This is a genomic window from Flavobacterium ardleyense (assembly GCF_042686085.1).
In the GTDB taxonomy this organism is placed as follows: domain Bacteria; phylum Bacteroidota; class Bacteroidia; order Flavobacteriales; family Flavobacteriaceae; genus Flavobacterium; species Flavobacterium ardleyense.
The window spans coordinates 131,930-152,337 of record NZ_JBHUOL010000006.1 but is presented as its reverse complement, the minus strand read 5'-3'; the positions used below and the strand labels follow the sequence as shown (position 1 = coordinate 152,337).

Annotated in this window: 18 protein-coding genes; 1 reads left to right on the top strand and 17 read right to left on the bottom strand. The window is 32.2% G+C overall.

The genetic code is table 11. The features are described 5' to 3' along the window. Positions 1 to 126: 126 nt before the first annotated feature. The 15 genes from ACFSX9_RS02410 to dinB form a co-directional block, all read right to left on the bottom strand. Positions 127 to 762 carry a vWA domain-containing protein gene (locus tag ACFSX9_RS02410; protein ID WP_379803926.1) on the bottom strand — a complete coding sequence of 212 codons (636 nt, stop codon included), beginning with the start codon at positions 760 to 762 and terminating at the stop codon, positions 127 to 129. Between the two features lie 167 nt (positions 763 to 929). After that, positions 930 to 1,568: a vWA domain-containing protein gene (locus tag ACFSX9_RS02405; protein WP_379803924.1), complete on the bottom strand. Its 639-nt coding sequence runs from the start codon at positions 1,566 to 1,568 to the stop codon at positions 930 to 932. Further along, the gene (locus ACFSX9_RS02400; protein WP_379803922.1) at positions 1,568 to 2,251 is read right to left on the bottom strand and encodes a TerD family protein; all 684 of its coding nucleotides are present in this window, start codon (positions 2,249 to 2,251) and stop codon (positions 1,568 to 1,570) included. Before ACFSX9_RS02400 ends, ACFSX9_RS02405 begins: the two co-directional genes overlap by 1 nt. A 24-nt stretch (positions 2,252 to 2,275) precedes the next feature. Beyond that, on the bottom strand, positions 2,276 to 2,827 hold the full coding sequence (locus ACFSX9_RS02395; RefSeq protein ID WP_379803919.1) for a TerD family protein: 552 nt from the start codon (positions 2,825 to 2,827) through the stop codon (positions 2,276 to 2,278). A gap of 4 nt (positions 2,828 to 2,831) precedes the next feature. Then, a complete protein-coding gene (locus ACFSX9_RS02390) occupies positions 2,832 to 3,569 on the bottom strand; it encodes a hypothetical protein (RefSeq protein WP_379803917.1) in 738 nt (245 codons plus the stop codon). A 248-nt stretch (positions 3,570 to 3,817) separates the two neighbouring features. Further along, on the bottom strand, positions 3,818 to 4,903 hold the full coding sequence (locus tag ACFSX9_RS02385; RefSeq protein ID WP_379803914.1) for a toxic anion resistance protein: 1,086 nt from the start codon (positions 4,901 to 4,903) through the stop codon (positions 3,818 to 3,820). A gap of 9 nt (positions 4,904 to 4,912) precedes the next feature. After that, entirely contained in the window at positions 4,913 to 5,521 is a 609-nt protein-coding gene (locus ACFSX9_RS02380) for a TerD family protein (protein ID WP_379803912.1), read from the bottom strand. 4 nt (positions 5,522 to 5,525) lie between these two features. Further along, positions 5,526 to 6,080 (bottom strand): TerD family protein, encoded by a 555-nt coding sequence (locus ACFSX9_RS02375; RefSeq protein ID WP_379803910.1) that lies wholly within the window; start codon positions 6,078 to 6,080, stop codon positions 5,526 to 5,528. Position 6,081: 1 nt separating this feature from the next. Next, the gene (locus tag ACFSX9_RS02370; protein WP_379803908.1) at positions 6,082 to 6,888 is read right to left on the bottom strand and encodes a phosphoribosyltransferase family protein; all 807 of its coding nucleotides are present in this window, start codon (positions 6,886 to 6,888) and stop codon (positions 6,082 to 6,084) included. Between the two features lie 2 nt (positions 6,889 to 6,890). Further along, positions 6,891 to 7,556, bottom strand: coding sequence for an HAD family hydrolase (locus ACFSX9_RS02365; RefSeq protein ID WP_379803905.1), 666 nt, complete (start codon positions 7,554 to 7,556; stop codon positions 6,891 to 6,893). Positions 7,557 to 7,566: 10 nt separating this feature from the next. Further along, positions 7,567 to 8,325 (bottom strand): TerD family protein, encoded by a 759-nt coding sequence (locus ACFSX9_RS02360; protein ID WP_379803903.1) that lies wholly within the window; start codon positions 8,323 to 8,325, stop codon positions 7,567 to 7,569. Positions 8,326 to 8,334: 9 nt separating this feature from the next. Further along, a complete protein-coding gene (locus tag ACFSX9_RS02355) occupies positions 8,335 to 8,910 on the bottom strand; it encodes a TerD family protein (RefSeq protein ID WP_379803901.1) in 576 nt (191 codons plus the stop codon). A gap of 1,022 nt (positions 8,911 to 9,932) precedes the next feature. Continuing rightward, on the bottom strand, positions 9,933 to 11,312 hold the full coding sequence (locus ACFSX9_RS02350) for an exonuclease domain-containing protein (protein WP_379803899.1): 1,380 nt from the start codon (positions 11,310 to 11,312) through the stop codon (positions 9,933 to 9,935). 31 nt (positions 11,313 to 11,343) lie between these two features. Then, positions 11,344 to 14,400, bottom strand: a complete 3,057-nt coding sequence (locus ACFSX9_RS02345; RefSeq protein ID WP_379803897.1) for a DNA polymerase III subunit alpha — start codon at positions 14,398 to 14,400, stop codon at positions 11,344 to 11,346. A 19-nt stretch (positions 14,401 to 14,419) separates the two neighbouring features. Next, a complete protein-coding gene (dinB, locus tag ACFSX9_RS02340; protein ID WP_379803895.1) occupies positions 14,420 to 15,601 on the bottom strand; it encodes a DNA polymerase IV in 1,182 nt (393 codons plus the stop codon). Positions 15,602 to 15,694: 93 nt separating this feature from the next. Here dinB and ACFSX9_RS02335 point away from each other — a divergent pair, with 93 nt between their 5' ends. Then, on the top strand, positions 15,695 to 16,468 hold the full coding sequence (locus ACFSX9_RS02335; protein ID WP_379803893.1) for an XRE family transcriptional regulator: 774 nt from the start codon (positions 15,695 to 15,697) through the stop codon (positions 16,466 to 16,468). Between the two features lie 181 nt (positions 16,469 to 16,649). Here ACFSX9_RS02335 and ACFSX9_RS02330 read toward each other — a convergent pair whose 3' ends face one another. Together ACFSX9_RS02330 and ACFSX9_RS02325 are read right to left on the bottom strand one after the other, a co-directional pair. Next, a complete protein-coding gene (locus tag ACFSX9_RS02330; RefSeq protein WP_379803891.1) occupies positions 16,650 to 17,645 on the bottom strand; it encodes an OmpA family protein in 996 nt (331 codons plus the stop codon). A 4-nt stretch (positions 17,646 to 17,649) separates the two neighbouring features. Beyond that, positions 17,650 to 19,971, bottom strand: a complete 2,322-nt coding sequence (locus ACFSX9_RS02325; RefSeq protein ID WP_379803889.1) for an outer membrane beta-barrel protein — start codon at positions 19,969 to 19,971, stop codon at positions 17,650 to 17,652. Positions 19,972 to 20,408 lie beyond the last annotated feature (437 nt).

The window sequence follows — 20,408 nt, the reverse complement described above, 5'->3', positions numbered from 1 at the left end:
ATATAGCATCGAAAAAATTAAAAACCTTCCTGTATTGCGGATCTAATTTGTCTTTATAAGGGAATAATTTTGAATATAAAAATAATCCAACAATTAGAACGCTTATAATAACCGGAATCAATTTACTCATATCACCACTGTAATTTCACTTGGTGGCGGTGGTAAACTAATGCTTTCGCCTGTACCTTGACTTTTATTACCTTGTTCGATAGTTTCTGAAACCCATTTAAAAAATTGTTTTAAAGTGGAACTATCTGCTGAATCAAGATGTACTACATTTTCCGTTAATTCTTTTAAAATAACATCATCTGCTTTTGGTCCGGCTGCACAACCAACGACAGCACCAAAGTTTAAATTCTTGATTTCCTTGATTTTTTCTCGGTATAATGGCATGTCCGAAGGTTTTCCATCTGTAAAAACAAAAAGCAAAGGTTTCCAATCTCCTTTTTGAGTTGGGGAGCTTTTTATAACATCGCTTTTAACTTTTTGAATTACAAATTCTAGTCCGGCACCAGTATTTGTAGGGCCACTTTGCGGGCATACAATTTCTGGAAGTTGAAAATTAACTAATTCAGTTAATGGTGTAACTTCTTTAACCTCTCTGTCATAAGTAATAATACTTAGCCAAAGTGAATCAAGTGCTTGCGCATCTGTACGCAATGTATTTACCATGCCGCTTAACGCATTATTTAATGCTTCAATGGGTTCGCCACGCATGGAGCCTGATGTGTCTAATAAAAAATATACCGGTAGTCTTCTCATACTATTAGTTTCAGAATAATGATTTAATTATAAAATATACTTATCTTCTAAATCATCTCTAGTGTAAGGAACTGTAATTTTTAATGCAAAAATCTGCTTTATAATTACAATTCCTAAAGTACTATTTAATGAGAAAGACAAGTCAAATTTATTTATGACTTTGTGTTTTAAACAACAATATTTAGCTCTGATGGTGGCGGTGGTAATTCATCTAACCCTATAACTTCTTTACCTGATTCTTCCACTTTTGTAGAACTAACTCCAATAGAAGCGGTTACCCACTGAAAGAATTTTCCAATACTTGCGCTATCAGCAGTATCTAAACTCACCACATTATCTGTAATTTGTTTTAAGATCTTTGTATCAGCGCCACCGCCTGCAGCACAAGCTACAGTAAAGGCAACTTTAGATTTTTTAAAATTATTTAAACCACTTTGCCAATCATCTGTAGGAATTCCATCCGTCATTATAAAGACTAATGGTTTCCAATCCCCTTTTTGTTCTGTTGTCGTTTTTTGAACTTCAGTATCTATTTTAAAAGCTACTAAGTTTAAGGCTTCTCCTAAAGCTGTAACGCCAGTAGCTTTAATATCAACCATTTGAAATGAGGCTAAATCAGTTAATGGAATTATCTGTTTAGCAGTTGTATCAAAAGTAATTACACTTAAAAAAGCAGTTTCAATAGCCTGCGGATTTTGTCGTAATGAACTAATCATAATCTGCACGCCATTTTTAACCGCCTCTATTGGTTCGCCCGACATAGAGCCAGAGGTGTCTAACAATAAATAGACGGGTAGTCTTCTCATTATTTAGAGTAGCTAGCAGTTATGCGCTCAATAGTTTGTAAAAACATATTATCGCTGCTTGCATCACCGATTGCGTCGAATTTCCACTCTTCATTTTTTCTGTATAATTTAGCTAAAATTAAAGCTCCTTTTCCAGCGAATGAATTATCTGTAACGATGTCAAAGTTTGAGTGTACACTGCTTACTTTCGTAGGTGTTCCTTCATACATTCTAATTTTTGCAAATGGTATTTTTGCGAAATCGATATTTTGACCTGGATTCAAATAAATATTTATAAAGAAGAAAATTTGTGTAATTTTTTCATTCACTTTTGTTAAATCTACACTGATGATTTCGTTGTCTAATCCATCGTCTCCTCCAACATCTCCTTGGCGGTCATCACCACTGTGTTTTAAAGCGTAATCATTTGAATTTAACTTCCCTAAAGGAAAATTATTTTGTTTTAAAAAGGCATTATAATCTGGAGAATAAATCCAGTCTACTAACGCTCCGCTAGCATCAGTCATGATACAGCTTAAGTCTAAATCCACATCTTCCACTACTTTTTTAGTACCAAAACCTAAAAAGCCCGGTTTAGTAGTTTCAATTGCGCCCCAGTTCACTCCAACACAGAAGTTTGTAAGTTGATCACCGTTGCTTTTTCTTAAATCAATCTTTTGTCCTTTTGTTAAATTAATCGCCATGTTTTATTGTTTTTTTTAGTTTTGTTAATTGTATTTATTTAAATAATCTTGTAATCCGCCTTTCATTCCGATACCAACGGCTTCGAATTTCCACTCCTCATTTCTTTTGTATAATCTTCCAAATTCAACGGCAGTTTCTATTGAGAAATCTTCGTCAAGCTCATATTTTACCAGCTCAACATTTGATTGGTCCACAATGCGAATAAATGAATTGCGTACTTGTCCAAAATTTTGTCTTCTTGTGTCTGCATGATGTATTGTAACCACGAAACATATCTCAACAACGTCTGACGCTATTTTTGATAAATCGATTATAATTTTCTCGTCGTCACCGTCACCAGCACCTGAAAGATTATCACCTGAATGCATTACAGCACCATCTGGCGATTTTAAATTATTATAATAGATAAAATGGCTTTCGCTGCTGATTTTACCATTTGATCCGACAAGAAACACGGAAGCGTCTAAATCGAAATCTTCTCCTGTGCTGCTAGAATTGCTATCCCACCCAAGACCTACAGTAAACTGCGGTGCTGCAATAGATTGTCTTTGTCCTTTTTCTAAATTAATAGCCATACTTCTAAGTTATTTTTATGTTCAACATTGCTTTTAAAATGTTTGTTTGCTCATCTACATTTTGTAATTCATCTAAAAAGTCTACTGACGAAATTTTTTCGAAATATTCTTTTAAAACTATTTGAATATCATTTGTTAAATCTGTCTTTACGGTTTCTAGTTTTTTATTCAATCTTCTGTTTTTCGCTCTTAAATCTTCGACAATACTACTTTTATTTGAGTTGTTTTTCGAAAGATCGAGATCCTTCCGATCTTCTTCATTAAGGAAAAAGAACGATTTGTTATTCAATATAAAAATAAAAAGGTCATTGGAGTCTCTGAATTCATAAACTTCAATAACCTCATTCTGACAAACGAATCCGCATAAGAATTTTACTTTAAACTTTAATATATTTAACCTGCCTAAAAGTTTTTTTTCTATTATAGCGTTTGCATTGTAATATGTATTCCTGTCAAAACAAACTAGTTCTTCATATTTCTCAAGTGGTATCTCTCTGTAATATTCTGACTTAAAATCAGCTGAAAAATTTGCAATTTCAATCCAGCTAGCTGTTCTTGTATCCTCTGTTACAAACATATTGTAGATTTGCTCTACTTTTTCAGACATTTTTTGAGACTGATTTCTTACACGTTCTGAAAATTTCTCATTACCTATTTCTGAATCTATTTTTGAAATAAATTCATTATTAATGTAGATTTCATCCGAAAGTAAAAGATACTGTTGCTCTTTGTTTTTTTTCAATTTTTGAAATAACTCAATAAGAGTATCCGTATATTGAATATGAAAAAGATCTAATTTATTAGTATCAAGTGTTTTATTTTTATCAAAAAGATTGTGAATAATTTTCGTTCGTATAATGATATTAATAAAGTCTGGGTGATTAAAAAAATTGGATAACAATTTTAAAACCAGTAACTTTTTCTTACTATCATTAATTATTTGAACAAAAAGTTCTTCGTCATTTTGCATTATAATTCAAATTGATTTTATTAACTAATTACAGATTTCTTTAATTCACTTTCAAGACTTTGTAAACCTGCATCGAGCTGTCTTCTCGTTTCAGTTCCTTGTTCATGTATTTGTTTTACTTCAGTCAACGTATCAATTAATGATTTTGTCGTCATTTTTAAAGTTTCAAGCGATACAATAGTGTTTTCATTCTCTTTTGCTACTTCAATACTATTTTGTTTTAGCATCTCAGCATTTTTCTGTAGAATAGTGTTCGTTGTTTCAGAAACTCTTCGTTGTATTTCAATGTTTTGCTTTTGTCTTTGTAATGCAACTGCTAATGTCAATTGATTTTTCCAAACTGGCATCGTCGTTGTTAAAATAGACTGTGCTTTTTCTGCAATTGAAACGTTGTTATTTTGCACTACTCTAATTTGCGCCAACGATTGTAACATGATAAAACGTACAATTTTCATATCAGCTAAACGCTTATCTAATCTATTGATATACGTTCTCTTATCTGCAATTTGGTAATCTTGGTATTGCGCACTATTGGTTTCCATTTGTGTCAATTCTTCCTTTAATTCATTAAAGCGAATTTGACCACCAATAATATGTTTCTCCATTTCCTTAATCAGATTCACATTCCCGTCAAACATTGTTTGCAAAGAAGTATTATCTTTTACAGAATTGATCATTCCAGCTTTTACTTTATTGCTGATTTTATCAACATTTACAGTGATTTTATCGTACTCCTGAAACAATTTTTTTACATCCCCAACCAATTTATTAAGAAGTGGAATTTTAGACATAAATCGTTTTAACGGACCTTGGTCTAATTGATCTACGTCTACATAATTAATTTCTGTTAATAAGTCATTAATCAATGTACCCACTTCGCCCGAATTGTAAGTTCTTACATTCGTTAAAAAAGTATCACTTTGTTTTGAAATAGAATTTTGAATTTCAGCACCATAGTTTAAAATTGAATTGATATCATTTTCATTCAATTGACTCGTCATCGATTTATAATTGACAACTTCTGCTTCAGAAATAGTTGCCAAATTTACATTTCCATCTTTGTCAATCAAGTTCTGATTTTCTGAAATTACTTGTAAATTGTCCATATCTTAATTTTATAAGTGATTTTGTTGAATTGTAACAATAGTTTGTTCTAATTTTTTATCGCTTGTTGCAACACCTATTGCATTAAATTTCCATTCGTCATTTCTCTTGTAAAAAACGCCTAGAATCATAGATACTTTCCCTGAGAAAGTAGCATCGTTAGCAATATCATATCGTGCAAATTCTTCATTCACCTTCGTTGGCGTACCTTCATAGATGCGAATTGATGCAAACGGAATGTCTTTAAAATCTTGACCTCGAAAACTATTTACATAAAAAGCAACGTAGTTAGCGCTTGCACTTAATTTTGAAAAATCTAATGTTATTACTTCATTATCTAATCCATCATCACCATTTAAATCTCCTGTTAAATCATCACCACTATGAATAATAGCACGGTCGTTTGATTTTAATTGTTTAAAATTAACAGAATCTATGTGATTTTTCTTTTCGTCATAAACAGCGCAACTTGCATCTAAATCAACCGCTTCTTTTTTAGTTCCGAAAAGACCTTTCTTTTCGATGGCACCCCAGTTGATTCCAACGCAAATATTTTGTAATTTAGATCCATTACTTTTCTCTAAATTAATTCTCTGTCCTTTTTCTAAATTAATAGCCATCTTTCTAGTTGTATTTGTTTAAGTAATCTTGCAAGCCACCTTTCATTCCAGCACCAATAGCTTCAAATTTCCATTGTCCGTCTTTGTTGTAGATTCTACCAAATTCAACAGCAGTCTCAATAGAAAAGTCTTCTTCTAATTCATATTTAACCAATTCAGTATTATTACTATCATCTACAATACGGATGAAAGAATTACGAACTTGACCAAAATTTTGTTTTCTTACTTCAGCATCATGAATTGTAACTACAATACAAATTTCTTTTACATCTGAGCCTATTTTACTTAGGTCAATTTTAACTTGTTCATCGTCTCCATCACCATCTCCAGTTAAATTATCTCCTGTATGAAGTACTGATCCATCTGGCGATTTAAGATTATTATAAAAAATAAAATGTGCGTCAGAAATCATTTTTTTGTTTTCACCTAAAATGAATACCGAAGCATCTAAATCAAATTCTGTACCTGTTGTGCTAGTGTTTGTATCCCAGCCTAAACCGATTGTAAATCTTGGTGCATTAATATTTTCTCTTTGCCCTTTTTGTAAATTGATTGCCATTTTATATTGATTTTATAGTTTTTAAATTGTTAATGTATTCATTAATATGGTGATAGTTATTACTTATCGCTAGCGCAAATAATTCTTCGCGTCTTGGAAAAGTAATATTCTCTAGAAATTTATTCAAATCATTTTCTTCAAAATTCAAAATAAATTTAATTATTCTAGTGTTATACTGAAAATCAGCTCTGTTCACAACTTCGATGATTTCTTCCACTCCCTTTACTGCAAAATAGTTGAAAAAATTTTCAATATTTGGATGAATTTCCTTGTTAGTTAATTCGGCGAAATAGACAAATAAAAATTTACCATCAACATTATATTGATTCAAAATTTTATTTATGGTGTGTTCATGACTTCCTGTAATTTTTATGTCATCAACAAAAATACAGAATTTATCATTTATAAACTCCTTATCTAAATAATAGGTGTCGTTTGATATTAGCTTAATTCTTTCTTCAAAATCTAGATTTCCATAATCAGTCACATAAGTCTGATTTCTGTAAATCTTAGATTCAATTGTTGCTTTTCTATTATTGTTAAATAAAAAAATGTTCAAATATTCTTTAAAATAATAGCATAAAAAATTAGAAGCTGTTGGAATTGATAAATAAGGACTCGGAAGCACAATAACTTCTTCTTGTTCTAAAATTATATCACCGTGATTCAGAATAAAATCGTCAAAAAGTTCCTTCGCGAAGCTTTTCGCATAATATCTATCTCCAAATTTAAACCAACTGTAATCAGATGGACTAAAAGTAAGTGCATCAACTGATTCTATTTTATGTAAACTATAACTTTTATTCACTCTTATATTTTTATTAGTAATGCCCTAAATCCAAAATTTATGGCGCCATCGTAGTCTGCTTTTGCATTATCTCCCACGTGCAAAATCTCTTGTTTTTGTATCGTATTGTTTTCACCGACTTGATCATAAACGAGTTGAAACATTTTTTGATTGGGTTTTGAAAAACCAGTTTCATCTGAATAAATCTGAAATGAAAAATACTTGGTTAAGTCATAATATTCTAGTAATTTCCTCAAGGTATTTCCTTTAATAAATCCGGTATTACTTAATATATTAACTGTTTTTCCTTTCTCTGTCATTTCCTTAAGCAACAAATCTAGATCTGAATAAATCAAATTTGGTTTAAACTCCATGAACAAACGCTCGGTTTCTCTATAGAATTCGTTTAATTTGATGGAATCAATTTCTTCTATATTAACATGTAATGCATTCAAAATTAAATAATAAATCTCAAATGTATTAAAATTAAGACCTGATTTTTCGTTTATACTGTTACATAAAACATCATAATAGCGCACCACTTCCGTCACTTTTTCTATAGAAGCATCGATTTCAAAGTACTCTTTAAACAATAAATTTCGTTTCTTTTTAAATTCTGGATTTGATCGAATCAAGGTCAGCCATAAATCGAAAGAAACGTGGCTATAAGGGGTATAATCAATTTTCAAACTTTATTTTTTAATTAATGTATGTCTTTAAAATATCAACAAAATTATCCGTTTGAAGCGGTTCTCCAATAGCTCTGAACTTCCATGCTCCATTGTGGCGGTATGTTTCTCCAAAGATTAATGAATGTTTGTTCTCCAAATCAGGACTGTTTGATAATGTGTATTTTGCAATTTCCTTATTATTCTTGTCACATGCTCTGATGAAGGCATTTTCTACCTTTCCAAATTGTTGTTTTCTAGCAACTCCCTGATAGATGCAAACACAAAAAACAATTTTATCAATTTTTGTTGGTAACGAATCTAGCTTTATAATAATCTGCTCATCGTCGCCATCTCCTTCTCCAGTAAGATTATCGCCGGTATGAACAATTAGTTCCCCGTTATTAAGTAACTGATTGATTTTTTGTTGCATTGTATATTTAGGAGTTCCTTCTGGAAACAACATATTTGATGTGCCGGAACCCGAAGGATACGTCATACTGTTAAAAAAAACAACGTCCCCAGCATGAAGTCCAACTTTTTTACCATTCGAGAAAACTAAATCCTTTCCACGATTAGCAACTTTTCCATTCGCATCCAAAAGAAAAGCTATTACATCTAAGTCGTACTCCTCCTCTTTATTACTGTTGAAAAATTTGCCTAAAATGCCGTTTTCCTTTTGTTTTACATCCCAACCTAATCCAATGGTAACTTGAGAGAGATCAAACGATTCACCTTTGTCATTTTTACGCAAATCAATAGTTTGCCCTTTTTGAAGATTTATCGCCATATTTAAAACCTATTTTATGATCTGACCTGAGTAGTATTTCTCCAAGAAAAATCCTAAATCAGCTCTATAACCAATACCAGATGCTTCAAATTTCCACTGACCACCTCTTTTGTATAATCTTCCAAATTCAACACCTGTTTCTATTGAAAAATCCTCGTCTAACTCATACTTAGCGATTTCTTCTCCACTAGCATCGTCAACGATTCTGATATATGAATTTCTAACTTGTCCAAAGTTTTGTTTTCTTCTTTCGAAGTCTTCAATTGTTACAACAAATAGCACTTCTTGCACATTTGCGTCGATCTTATTTAAGTCTACTTTTATGGCTTCGTCATCATCACCATCGCTGTTACCGCCTGTTGGATCATCGCCTGTATGCTCTAAAGCACCATCTGGAGATTTTAAATTATTGTAAAATATAAAATAATCTTCACCAAGCAATTTGCGGTCTGAATTGATCATTATCGCTGATGCATCTAAATCAAAATCATTTCCCGTCCCTTCATTTGGATCCCATCCTAAGCCAACTGTAATTTTTGATAAACCAATATCTATTTTTTGACCTTTTTGTAAATTAATTGCCATGATAAATAAAAAATAATTAAATTTAATGTAAAAACAATATTACAAATTACAATTTTAATAAAAAACCATAATAGTAAAAAACAATTGAAAGTTATCAACAAAGTGTGCTAACAATAATCAAATTCTATTTCTCTTAAATTTGAGTTAGGTATTTAACGGTTTTTAACACAAAATAATAATTTCTGTAGTATTGCCAAATGTCTTTTTTAGAAATAGAAAATTCAGAAGACCTTATAAAATAAGCCTTTTATTTTCTTTCTTGTCCAAAATAAAGTTGCCTTTAATTTAGATATTTTAAAGAAATTTTTCGCTTTTACGATGTGAAAAACGAGTAATTGAGAAAGTATTTTTAGCTTTTAAAACAACAAATCTTACAGTAAACTATTGCTGTAAAATGATATTTTATGAGGTAATTTTAATCTTTTCGAATTATTATTTAAAACTAAATAATTTATAAAAACAGTCCTATTTTAGAAAAAATAGTAGTTATAATTTGAAGTTCTACTACTGAAACATTTACCTTTAAGTAGTACTAGTTTCAATATTTTCAATTTTAAACAACGCTATTAGTTAAATAGAATAAATTGCGAATTAAAATAGCCCATTACATTTAAAAGATGTAACGTCTTGACTAATTTCACAAGAAAAATTGGTTATGCTACAGAAGGTTCTGGTCTGCTGATTCTTCCGTATTTAGTGATAAATTCTTCTAAAGTTAACGTAAGTTTTACTGCTGCATTTTGCTTTTGATCAAGGTTTGAATTTTTCATTTTGAACTTCTTTTTAGTGATTAATATTATCATACAAAAATGTCACATTAAAGGCATTATAGTCTTATACAATTATTCAGCTTTCTTACATAATTACAAACAATTCAAGCATTTAAGTTGATTTTAATTCTTTTTAATACTTTTTCGGCGTTTGATATCAATAATTTTACTAAACTTCAATAAATGATAGGACACTAAATAAATTCAGGCTAACTTTTTTATTAGTTTATTTGCAGTATTAATTTAAAAAAATTAAAGCATCTCACTAATACTATATTTTACTTTTTTCGGATATTTCAAAGCGTAATTATTGATCAATTGCATTATATAATTATTGCTCTTGTGTGGAGTAATAAAATTTTTCAAATCATTTAATTCGTATATCGTTTCTGATTTTTCGATATATCCCATTCCGTAAAAATGACCTTTTTCAATCCAGACGCAACTGTATTCTTCGAAAGTTCGGCCTTTATCTACAATTACAAATGTTTGTCTTTTTGTTACCAAGTGATTTAAGGCTTCATCAATTTTAAGATTGTGTTCTTCATTATCTGGATACGGAAATTCATCTATCTGATTGAAGAGTTCGCCATCATTTGGACTATTAAATTTGCAAAATCTGAAATCGATATCAAATTGTTCCGTTAAGTTTCGAACTTCAGAAATCCCTTCGTGAAGTGAGTTGAAAAATTCTATTGGCGTTTGAAATTTATTTATTTTGGTAACTGCCAAATAGCGATAACCATTCATTGCTTCATATTCATACAGTCCGAATTTAGGTTCAAACTTCTTCAAAGCTCTGTTATACATGGGCCAAAGCTTTTTTATTTCACTACATTCCATTAGTAAAGCCATTAATTCAGTTGCACAAACTTCAAAGGATATGGCGTGAATATCTCTTAAAAAATGTTGTCTTTGTGCATTTGTAGTATTTCCTGTAAAGTGAGAAGCGACACGCTTTTTGATATTGATAGCTTTCCCGATATAAATCACCTTTTGCTCTTGGTTATAAAAATAATAAACTCCCGGTTTTTCTGGTAATTTTTCGAAATCCGATGCAGGTAAATTTGGCGGAAGTCTTTGATCTTTTGCGTTTTTTTTAATCATTTGTGCAATTTCACCTTCTGTATCCCATTCCATTAATCGGGAAAACAAAATTGAGGTTGCTTCTGTGTCTCCTCCTGCTCTGTGCTGATTTTCTAAAGGAATATCGAGTGATTTACACAAGACTCCAAGGCTGTAGGATTTAAAACCTGGTCTGATCTTTCGGGCAAGACGAACCGTGCATAATTTTGAAGCTGTCCATTTAAATCCAGATTGTTCTAATTCGTGATGTACAAAACTGTAATCAAAATTCACATTATGTGCTACAAAAATTCGATCCGAAAGCATCTCGAAAACTTTAGGTGCAATGTCATCAAATATAGGTGCATCACGAACCATTTCATTGTTTATTCCAGTTAATGCAAAAATAGGAAGCGGTATTTCTTTTTGTGGATTTACCAAGGTTTCCCATCGTTCTATCACTTCTTTTCCATTGTGAATGAAGATGGCGATTTCCGTTATTCTGCTTGCTCTAGCATTACCTCCCGTGGTTTCTATATCTACTATAGCGTATTCTATATTTTTCATGTTAGCTGTTGTTCTAAATTTAATTAGACATTTAATTTATCATTTTTTGACGTGGCAAATTGTATTCACTTTCCTGTGGATAAGGTGCTCTTTGTGTCATACTCACATCTTCTTTTATTTGATTTTGCGTATCATATCTTTTTTCATCCGTTGCGGCATAACGTGGATCTGGAATAAACGGCATTTTACTCATTTTACTAATCGTTATGGTAGGAAAATGATAATCAACCTCAACTTTACCCAATAATAAATAACAACCACCGCCCTTGAACGGGTAAGTTACTAAAGAATCTGCAAAGTGAGCGGTATCAAAAAAATCGCCATTGGCATCAATCCAAGTTCCAAAAAACATATCGCCTTTTTTTGTGGGCACATGTTTTCGGGCAATTAAATACGCCAACATTTTCACTTCTCTTTTATGGTATTTCGTTAAATCCTTCGCCATAACATCTCCTCGATATTTTGTTTTTAATAAATCGAAAGGTGTCACAGAAACAGGAAAATCTAGCAATTCAATTTCATCAAAAGCATCTTCAAAAGGAGCCCGTTGTAAATGTGGCAATTGATATTCTCTCGCAGGTTCTTCAATTAAAAGCAAGTTGTTATTTTGAGGTTTGTAGTTAATCAGCAATAATCGTGCTTTTATTAATAATTCGTTTTTTTCTTTACCTGTAAATCGGAACGCACCAATAAATATCAATACTTGTAAGGTTTCAATCCCGATAGCCACCCGATTTATAAAATTCTCTAAATCCAAATAGTGTCCATTTCTATTTCTCTCTTTTACGATTTCATTTGCAACTTTTGTTTCCACGCTTTTTAAATGTTGGAAGCCTAAAAAGATAGTTCTTCCGGCAACAGTAGTATGGTTTTCACTTCTATTGACGCATGGATTATCAATTTTTGCTCCAGACATTTTCGCTTCATGAACATAAACTTCGGTTCTATAAAAACCTCCAAAATTATTGATAACCGCCGTCATAAATTCGATAGGATAATAGGTTTTCAAATATAAACTTTGATAACTTTCAACGGCGTAAGATGCTGAGTGTGATTTGCAAAAAGAATAACCTGCAAAAGATTCTATTTGCCGATAAATCTCTTGACTTAGCTGTTCAGGATGTCCTTTTTGTTTGCATGAATCAAAGAAATTATCTTTTACTTTTTGCAAAGAAGCTAAGGATCTCGATTTACCACTCATGGCTCTGCGTAAAATATCACCATCGGCAGCCGGAAGTCCGCCATAATGCAAAGCAATTTTAATTACATCTTCTTGATAGACCATAATTCCGTAGGTTTCGCCTAACTGTTCTTTAAATACATCATGAAAATATTCAAATTTATCGGGATGGTTGTGTCTAAAAATATATTCCTTCATCATACCTGATTGTGCTACACCAGGCCGAATTATTGAAGATGCCGCCACTAGGACTTTATAATTATCACATTTTAATCGTCGCAATAATCCTCTCATGGCCGGACTTTCGATATAAAAACAACCGATAGTTTTACCTTGACTTAGTAATTCATTGCACTTACTTTCGTTTTTTGAAATCGAAGTGTCTTTAATGTTAACATCGAGATTTTGATTTTGCTTGATTAATTTCACCGTATCATCAATATGGCCAATACCTCTTTGGCTTAAAATATCGAATTTATCAAACCCAATATTTTCTGCTACATGCATATCAAATTGGACAATTGGAAAACCTTTTGGCGGTAATTCTAACGCTGTGAAATTGGTAATTGGTTCCTCTGAAATTATAATACCACAAGAATGCATACTTCTTTGATTGGGATATTTTTCTAACATTTTGCCATATTCTTGAATCATGACAACTAATTTATTCTTGTGAATGTTAGCGGGTTTATTTTTAGCCAATTCGTCCAATTCTTCTTTTGGCAATCCAAATACTTTTCCAATTTCTCGATAAATTGAACGGTATTTAAATTCGACATTGGTACCACAAAATGCTACATGATCTCTTCCGTATTTGTTGAAAATATAAGTCAGTATGATGTCTCTTTCTCGCCAAGACCAATCAATATCAAAATCAGGAGGTGATTTCCGATTTAAATTCAAAAACCGTTCAAAATATAAATCTAATTCCAACGGACAAATGTCTGTGATTTTAAGACAATAAGCGATTATACTATTGGCACCGCTTCCTCGTCCAATATGTAAAAACCCTTGTCCTAAACTGTAATTTACGATGTCCCAAGTTATTAAAAAATAACCGCTAAAATTTAAATCACTAATTACTTTTAATTCTTTTTCAATTCTAGCGATAGCCTCTTTATTACCATTTCCATACCGAAAAATCATTCCTTCATAGGCTAATTTTGCCAGTAATTTAATATCTTCCTCTTTGCTTGAAGTATAGTTTTTTTTATTTCGAGAAATAGTAAAATCAAAAGTGAAATTGCAATTATCAATTATGTACTCCGTGTTTTTAATAATTTCTGGATAATTTTCGAATTTTTTCAACAGTTCTTCAGTTGAAATCATTACTTCTGAAGTTTTGCAATAATCGGTTTCTTTCAATTTAGAACCCAAGCAATTTAAATCGACTGCTCGTAATATTTTATGCAGATTAAATTCTTTTTTTGTCCGATAAGTAACCGATTGCAACACTACCATTTTATGAATTCTTTCTTTCAATAAAGGATTGTATAATTGTGGCAATTGTTCGAAATTTATACCAATAAACTCATTAGACTTCAAGACTTCTGGATAAATTTCAAGTGGATAAATTATAAAAACGTCATTAAAAAGTGGTGCTTCAGTCGGAAGTATTATTTTTTCGAGATTATGTGCTGTTAAAAACCGATTCATCTCGCCTACACCCTTTTCGTTTTTAGCTAAACCGATATATAATTGTTTGTTGTCATTTCTAAAATCAATTCCCACTAAAGGTTTGATACTTGCTTTTTCACAATTTTTCATGAAATCGTAAATTCCAGTTATGGTATTGATATCCGTTAAAGCCATCACTTTAAGTTGCAAAGCATGTGCTTGTTCCACCAATTCGTTTAAAGGGATGGTGCCGTAACGCAACGAATGATAAGAGTGACAGTTTAAATGCATTTTTATTTATTGTACTTTATTATTGACTGTTTCTAACTCGTAATTGTTCTTCGACTTTTGATTTAAAACAGTTTCCTCCTCTTGTTACTGCTTCAAACCCATATCTGTTTTTGATGGAATCCATTGCTTGATACAATGCCATCATTTCCTCTGTATCTTCAAACATATTCATTTGGTACGTTCCTCTAACCAATCCGGTAAATGAAACGCCTATCAATCGAATACGCATTCTTCTGGTGTATAATTTATTGAATAATTCTAAAGCCAATTTTCCTAATACGTGATCACAAGAAGTGTAGGCTGTTTTTCTTTGTGTATTTTCCGTATCAAAATTGGAATACCTAATTTTAATTGCAACTGTAGAAACAAGCCATTGTTCTGATCTGGCTTGGAACGCTAATTTCTCCACCATTGTTAAGATCATAGTCGCAATTTCTTTTACAGCGATTGTATCTTGCAGATAAGTATGTTCGGTAGAAAGCGATTTTCGGTCTTTATACGGCATTACCGGCGTATTGTCTATTCCGTTTGCTTTCTTCCATAGTTCTACCCCATTTTTCCCGATCATACTTTGTAAAACTTCTGCCGGAGTTTCTGCAAGTTTTTCAATATTTCGAATCCCAATTCTTGATAATAAATTAAAGGTTACTTCGCCAATCATCGGGATTTTTCGAATGGATAATGGATTTAGAAAGTGTTTTACATTGTTTTCTACAATTTGCAGATTACCATTGGGTTTACCTTCACCTGTAGCAATTTTAGAGACCGTTTTGTTCACTGATAAAGCAAAACTTATAGGCAAACCTGTTTCTTTAGTAATCGTATGTGAAAGTTCATTGGTCCATTTGTAACAGCCATAGAATTTATCCATTCCTGTAATGTCTAAATAGAATTCGTCGATACTCGCTTTTTCAACTAATGGTGAATTCTCTTCTACAATTTGGGTCACCTCATTTGATTTCTTCGAGAAGAATTCCATATCGCCTTTTACCACTTTTGCTTGCGGACAAAGTTGCATTGCCATCCGAATAGGCATTGCAGAGCGCACACCAAAATAGCGCGCTTCATAGGAGCAAGAAGCAACAACACCTCTTTCGCCTCCACCTACAATAAGTGGGATTCCATTTAATTGGGGATTTTCCAATCTAACACAGGAAACAAAAAATGTGTCCAAATCCATGTGAACAATTGCACGTGACATAGTGATTAAGGGTAATTAAAATTATTTTACAAAAGTAGGATATTGAGTCCCTTAATTCTGTATCTTTGTAGTGACTCTAAATCACTTTAACATATGCTTTATATTTCTGACAATTTAAAATGGCTTCGAAACAAACTCAATTTGACTCAATTGGAAGCTGCGCATGGAATGAAGTTTGGTGTGGACCAATATAAAAAATATGAATACGGTAAAAATGTTCCACCAGCAGAATCCTTATTAGTAATTTCTAGATTTTATCACATTAGTATTGACTTACTTTTAACTGTTGATTTGAGTAAAGTCTCGATTGATAATTTATTAAAACTAGAAGATAATCGAATTGTTTTGCCCATTGTTGTTAATAAAGAAGGCGAGAATTTAATTGAGATTGTTACGCACAAAGCAAAAGCAGGTTATACAGCTGGAGGTTATGCTGATTTCACTTTTATATCTGAATTAGATCATATTCATCTGCCTTGGTTGAATAAAAACGAAAAGTATAGAACCTTTCCTATCGATGGAGATTCTATGCCGCCGCATAATAGTAAATCTTACATCATTGGGAAATATATTGAAAAAATTGGCGATGTAATTGATGGTAAAACATATGTTGTAATCACCACTAACAGAGAAATGGTTTACAAGCGTTTGAATAAAAACGGCACTAATAGTTTTGCCTTTAATTCTGATAATACGTTCTATAATTCATTTGATGTTAAATTTTCAGAAATAGCAGAAATTTGGGAATATGTTGGTAGCGTTGAGCGCGAAAATTTTAAACCTCAAACTTATGATGTGAATACTTTAGAAGAAATTATTAGAAGACTTCAAATGGATATGACTGCCATTAAGCAGAAGTTATCTTAAATTCCAAAGGATTATTAAACAGTTTAAAATTATAACTATTTTAGAATTCTTCTGTTAGCCCATAAATCACAAAAAGCCGATAAATCCACAGATTTACCAGCTTTTTGTTTGTTAACTAAAACAACGTATTGTATTATAAAATAAAGTTAGAAATTAGTATTCTTTCTTATTTTTCACTTCATTACCTTACTATAATCGACATATCTACACGTCTTGCATGTTGCTCTGAAGATGATTTATCTTCTCCTCTAAAAGAAGTTAAGATACGAGTGCTGGCAATTCCATTATTAAGAAAAGCTTTTTCTACTGATTCGGCTCTTCGCATGGACAGTTGTTTATTATGAAGTGGTTTTCCTACTGGGCTTGCCCAACCTTCTAGCATCACTTTCGCTTCTGGGTATTTAAGTAAAATCTGAGTTAGATCTTGAATATACTTAAAATACTCATCATGCAAAGTTTGTGAATTATTGTCGAAATAAACTTGCTGTTTAAAGTACGACTTATTTTCAGGTGATGCTGCTTTTACGCTAGTTTTAGGAACAGGTTTCATTTTCATTTCTAAACTATCCAGATGACGTCTAACAATATCTAATCTTGAATTAATCACCGAAAGACTATCGCCAAACGAATTCTTCTCTTTATAAACTTTGGCCGGAGCTGTAACATTTCGTAAGGAATCTATTGTAGCTTCTAGTTCTTTAATTCTTTTCTTGTCAGAAGTAATCAAAGTGGTTGCATTTCTGTCATTTGGCGCATAAAGCGATGATCCGGCTGCATTTCCAGGCACTACTACAGTGGAATTGTCTCTATTCATAGAAGGAAATTCACTATTATTTCCACTTAAATTATCAATTCTCTGATTTATGTAACGCAGTTCTCTTAAAATTTGCTCATTTGAAACCGGAGCATATTCATAAGATTGCACTGCATTTCGTTGTTGATATTTTAACCTCAACGCCTCTAAATCTTGTTTCACACTTCTACTATCCCTTGCTTTCAGTTCCGATCTTCTTGCCTCAGCAATCGTACTTAAAAAAGAGTCTAGTTCAGATTTTGTCATAACAATGGTACTTTTCTCAGCATTCTTATCGCTTTGCGCGAAGAGCGAACCTGTGAATAGCGTACTTAAAGCAAGCACTATTGTCGTTAGTTTAAGTAATCTGTTTGTCTGTGACATACTATTAAAAGTTTAATTTATAGCCCAGTGATATTCTATGTATGGATATAAAATTGTGCGCTGTATAATCTGCAAATAATTTTCCTCCAAGAACGTTAAAAGAAGTTCCTATAAGAAGGTTTGGTGCAAATGTGCTTTCTCCTGCTGCCTGATTATATCCAAGTCCAAGTCCTGCATACGGAGTTAAAATTACTCCTTTATCCACTGGAAAAGGTACTATAACGTTTGCATTAAGACCAAATCCAGTGTTTCTTCCTGGTGCTAAATAGAGCTCTGGCATAAATTTAAAGGGTGAATTTGTAAATGAATAATTCCCTCTAACACCAATTGTCATAGCCACCTCATCTGCAATTGCAACACCTGTGAACACTGAGTAACCTTCATCAATTACCCATCCGCTTGCAACACTGTTAACAACAGGTTCCGTTTTTATAGCTGTATTTCCATCAGCATCCGTTACAATCTTAGTTTCCGGTTGCAATTGTACTGGAGGCGCAACAACTGGGGTTTGCTGACCCGCTGCAATAATAGTTGTTTTATCCTGATTCTGATTTTGTAAATTGCTTCCTAAATTATTTATTCTATCCGTGTTTCTGTCTATTTTTCTATCTAGTTCGTTTAATTTGTCTAAGATTTTTTGTGAAGCATCTTGCTGGCGCGCAGGAGTTGTATTTTCTCTGTAAGTCCCCGTATTTACTTCAAGCAACAAACGTTCTAATCTGTCCATACGCTCATCAGTTGTTTGTCCTTTTCGAGATTCTTCATCAACACCTTGAATTACTTTTTCAATCAGCTCTTCAAGTTCCTTAGGCGTCATTTCAACTCTAGATTCTTTTTTCACTTCTCTCTCTTTAATATCTCTCTCCTTAACCTCTTTCTCTCTAACAGAAGTTTTTGGTTGGTATTCAGCTTCAATTTTACGTTCTAATTCCTTTTTCTCTTCAATTATTTCGACAGCTTTTCTCGTATCATTGTTTCTATACGCTTCGGATAATTCAGCTTCAAGATCCTTTATTCTATCTTCATATATCTTAGTTCTTTCTTCCACTCTTCTGTCTACTGTTCTTTCTAAAATTTTATCTGTGTCCGCTGCTTTTTTACCTAACTGAAAACGAAGACCAACGGTGTACATTGTATGTTGTTTTAATTCATCTGGTGCAATAGTATTTTGCAAATCATCCACTGCACGATCAGAAGTAAATAGCAAACTAGCGTCTCCAAAAACTTCAAAATTTCTGCCTAATGGAATATTAATTCCTGCTCCACCTTTTGCAAAATAACCTGAGTTAGCACGATTTAATCCGTCTTTACCAACGTAACTTTTTTGATAAGCGTTTAAATACCCTCCACCAACAGTGATATAAGGCACTAAACCACGCGAAACATTTAGCTTAGCAACAAAGTCTGCACCATACATAGCCATATCATCCCAATCTGTAGAAATTTTTTCATCTCTAATAGCTTGATAATAAAAAGCTCTTAAACCAACGTATTCATTTAAATCAAACCCCAGTTTACCTCCAAGAAAGTAAGCGTCTTTTAAATTTGTATCGTTATCAAAATTTACATAAGCACCTGAAGGCTCAACAATTAACTTGAAACCACCTTGTCCACCTGAAAATTTATTTTTGTACGCTCTGTCTAAGGCGCTATACTCTTCAGGAGAACGACCACCTAAATACAGTTGTAAACCCGCCAACACAGACCAGTTATACATACGCGTATTTTTATTATCATTCAACCAATCTTCAATATCACTTTGATCTTGTCCATCTTGGAATAACACAGATGCAGGATTCATATTAAAAATGGTGTTTTTTGCTTCTAAATTTAAAAACACTCTTTTTCCTAATCTAATTTGTGTCCCCAAACCTAAGTGCGCATATATCTGCTCTGACTTTTGCACATTTGATGGCGCACCAGTGGCTGCAATATCTACTTTTAATTTTTGAACTCCAGCACCTAATGTTATGTAGGGAACAAAAGTACCTCTAGTAGGAATGTTTCCTTTAAACTCACCTCCTATGCGTTCGATATCAACGCTTCTGGACTTGAAGTTATTCACAAAATCATCCGAAAAAACTCCAAAACCATCCACTGTGTTTTTTAAGTTTGCAGATTTTTCGTAGATAGCTCTTAATTCAATGGCTTCTCCAAAGCCAAAACCAACCCTTCCTCCATATAGCACACCATCTTCAATTGCCGTATTTTTATCAAACCAATGGTAACTTGCGGTGGGTTGCAATGTGACAGTCACATCCTTCATTTGGGCTTGTATAGTTGCCCCGAAAAGCCCTAAGGCGCAAATAGTAATTGTTTTTTTCATAACGCTGTTTTTTAAGTTATTTTGTACATTTACAGTAAAAGCATTTGTACGATTAAATTTATGATCTGTTTATTTTTCGATTTTTTTTCTCTAACTACTTATCAATAAGGGTTTAATAAGAGCTTGAGTTTGCAAACTAATTTTGCTTTTTGTAAACTATAAGTGTTTGACGTTTTAAACGTTTTAAAGAATTAATTACACTGTAAAGGTGATAATTATATTCATTTTTATGTTACATATGAAAATTCACTTCTTACATATATCACTGATTATCAATAAAACTAAAATATTTGTGTAGCTTTTTTCAAACAATTATATTACAAAGTTTTAATTTTATCATAACCCTTATAAAAATAAAATCAGATTTTTTTTGACTAGGTGCGTTCGAGAAATAGCATCTTATATAGTATCATATCGAATAATTTTAAGAGTGCTTT

What these genes read in the sequence shown, in the direction of transcription:
- ACFSX9_RS02325 (WP_379803889.1), bottom strand. Translation starts at nt 19,971, where the DNA reads ATGAAAAAAACAATTACTATTTGCGCCTTAGGGCTTTTCGGGGCAACT.
- ACFSX9_RS02410 (WP_379803926.1), bottom strand. Translation starts at nt 762, where the DNA reads ATGAGAAGACTACCGGTATATTTTTTATTAGACACATCAGGCTCCATG.
- ACFSX9_RS02345 (WP_379803897.1), bottom strand. Translation starts at nt 14,400, where the DNA reads ATGCATTTAAACTGTCACTCTTATCATTCGTTGCGTTACGGCACCATC.
- ACFSX9_RS02355 (WP_379803901.1), bottom strand. Translation starts at nt 8,910, where the DNA reads ATGGCAATTAATTTACAAAAAGGTCAAAAAATAGATATTGGTTTATCA.
- ACFSX9_RS02395 (WP_379803919.1), bottom strand. Translation starts at nt 2,827, where the DNA reads ATGGCTATTAATTTAGAAAAAGGACAAAGACAATCTATTGCAGCACCG.
- ACFSX9_RS02380 (WP_379803912.1), bottom strand. Translation starts at nt 5,521, where the DNA reads ATGGCTATTAATTTAGAAAAAGGACAGAGAATTAATTTAGAGAAAAGT.
- ACFSX9_RS02400 (WP_379803922.1), bottom strand. Translation starts at nt 2,251, where the DNA reads ATGGCGATTAATTTAACAAAAGGACAAAAGATTGATTTAAGAAAAAGC.
- ACFSX9_RS02350 (WP_379803899.1), bottom strand. Translation starts at nt 11,312, where the DNA reads ATGAAAAATATAGAATACGCTATAGTAGATATAGAAACCACGGGAGGT.
- ACFSX9_RS02360 (WP_379803903.1), bottom strand. Translation starts at nt 8,325, where the DNA reads ATGGCGATAAATCTTCAAAAAGGGCAAACTATTGATTTGCGTAAAAAT.
- dinB (WP_379803895.1), bottom strand. Translation starts at nt 15,601, where the DNA reads ATGTCACGTGCAATTGTTCACATGGATTTGGACACATTTTTTGTTTCC.
- ACFSX9_RS02375 (WP_379803910.1), bottom strand. Translation starts at nt 6,080, where the DNA reads ATGGCAATCAATTTACAAAAAGGGCAAAGAGAAAATATTAATGCACCA.
- ACFSX9_RS02405 (WP_379803924.1), bottom strand. Translation starts at nt 1,568, where the DNA reads ATGAGAAGACTACCCGTCTATTTATTGTTAGACACCTCTGGCTCTATG.
- ACFSX9_RS02385 (WP_379803914.1), bottom strand. Translation starts at nt 4,903, where the DNA reads ATGGACAATTTACAAGTAATTTCAGAAAATCAGAACTTGATTGACAAA.
- ACFSX9_RS02335 (WP_379803893.1), top strand. Translation starts at nt 15,695, where the DNA reads ATGCTTTATATTTCTGACAATTTAAAATGGCTTCGAAACAAACTCAAT.
- ACFSX9_RS02330 (WP_379803891.1), bottom strand. Translation starts at nt 17,645, where the DNA reads ATGTCACAGACAAACAGATTACTTAAACTAACGACAATAGTGCTTGCT.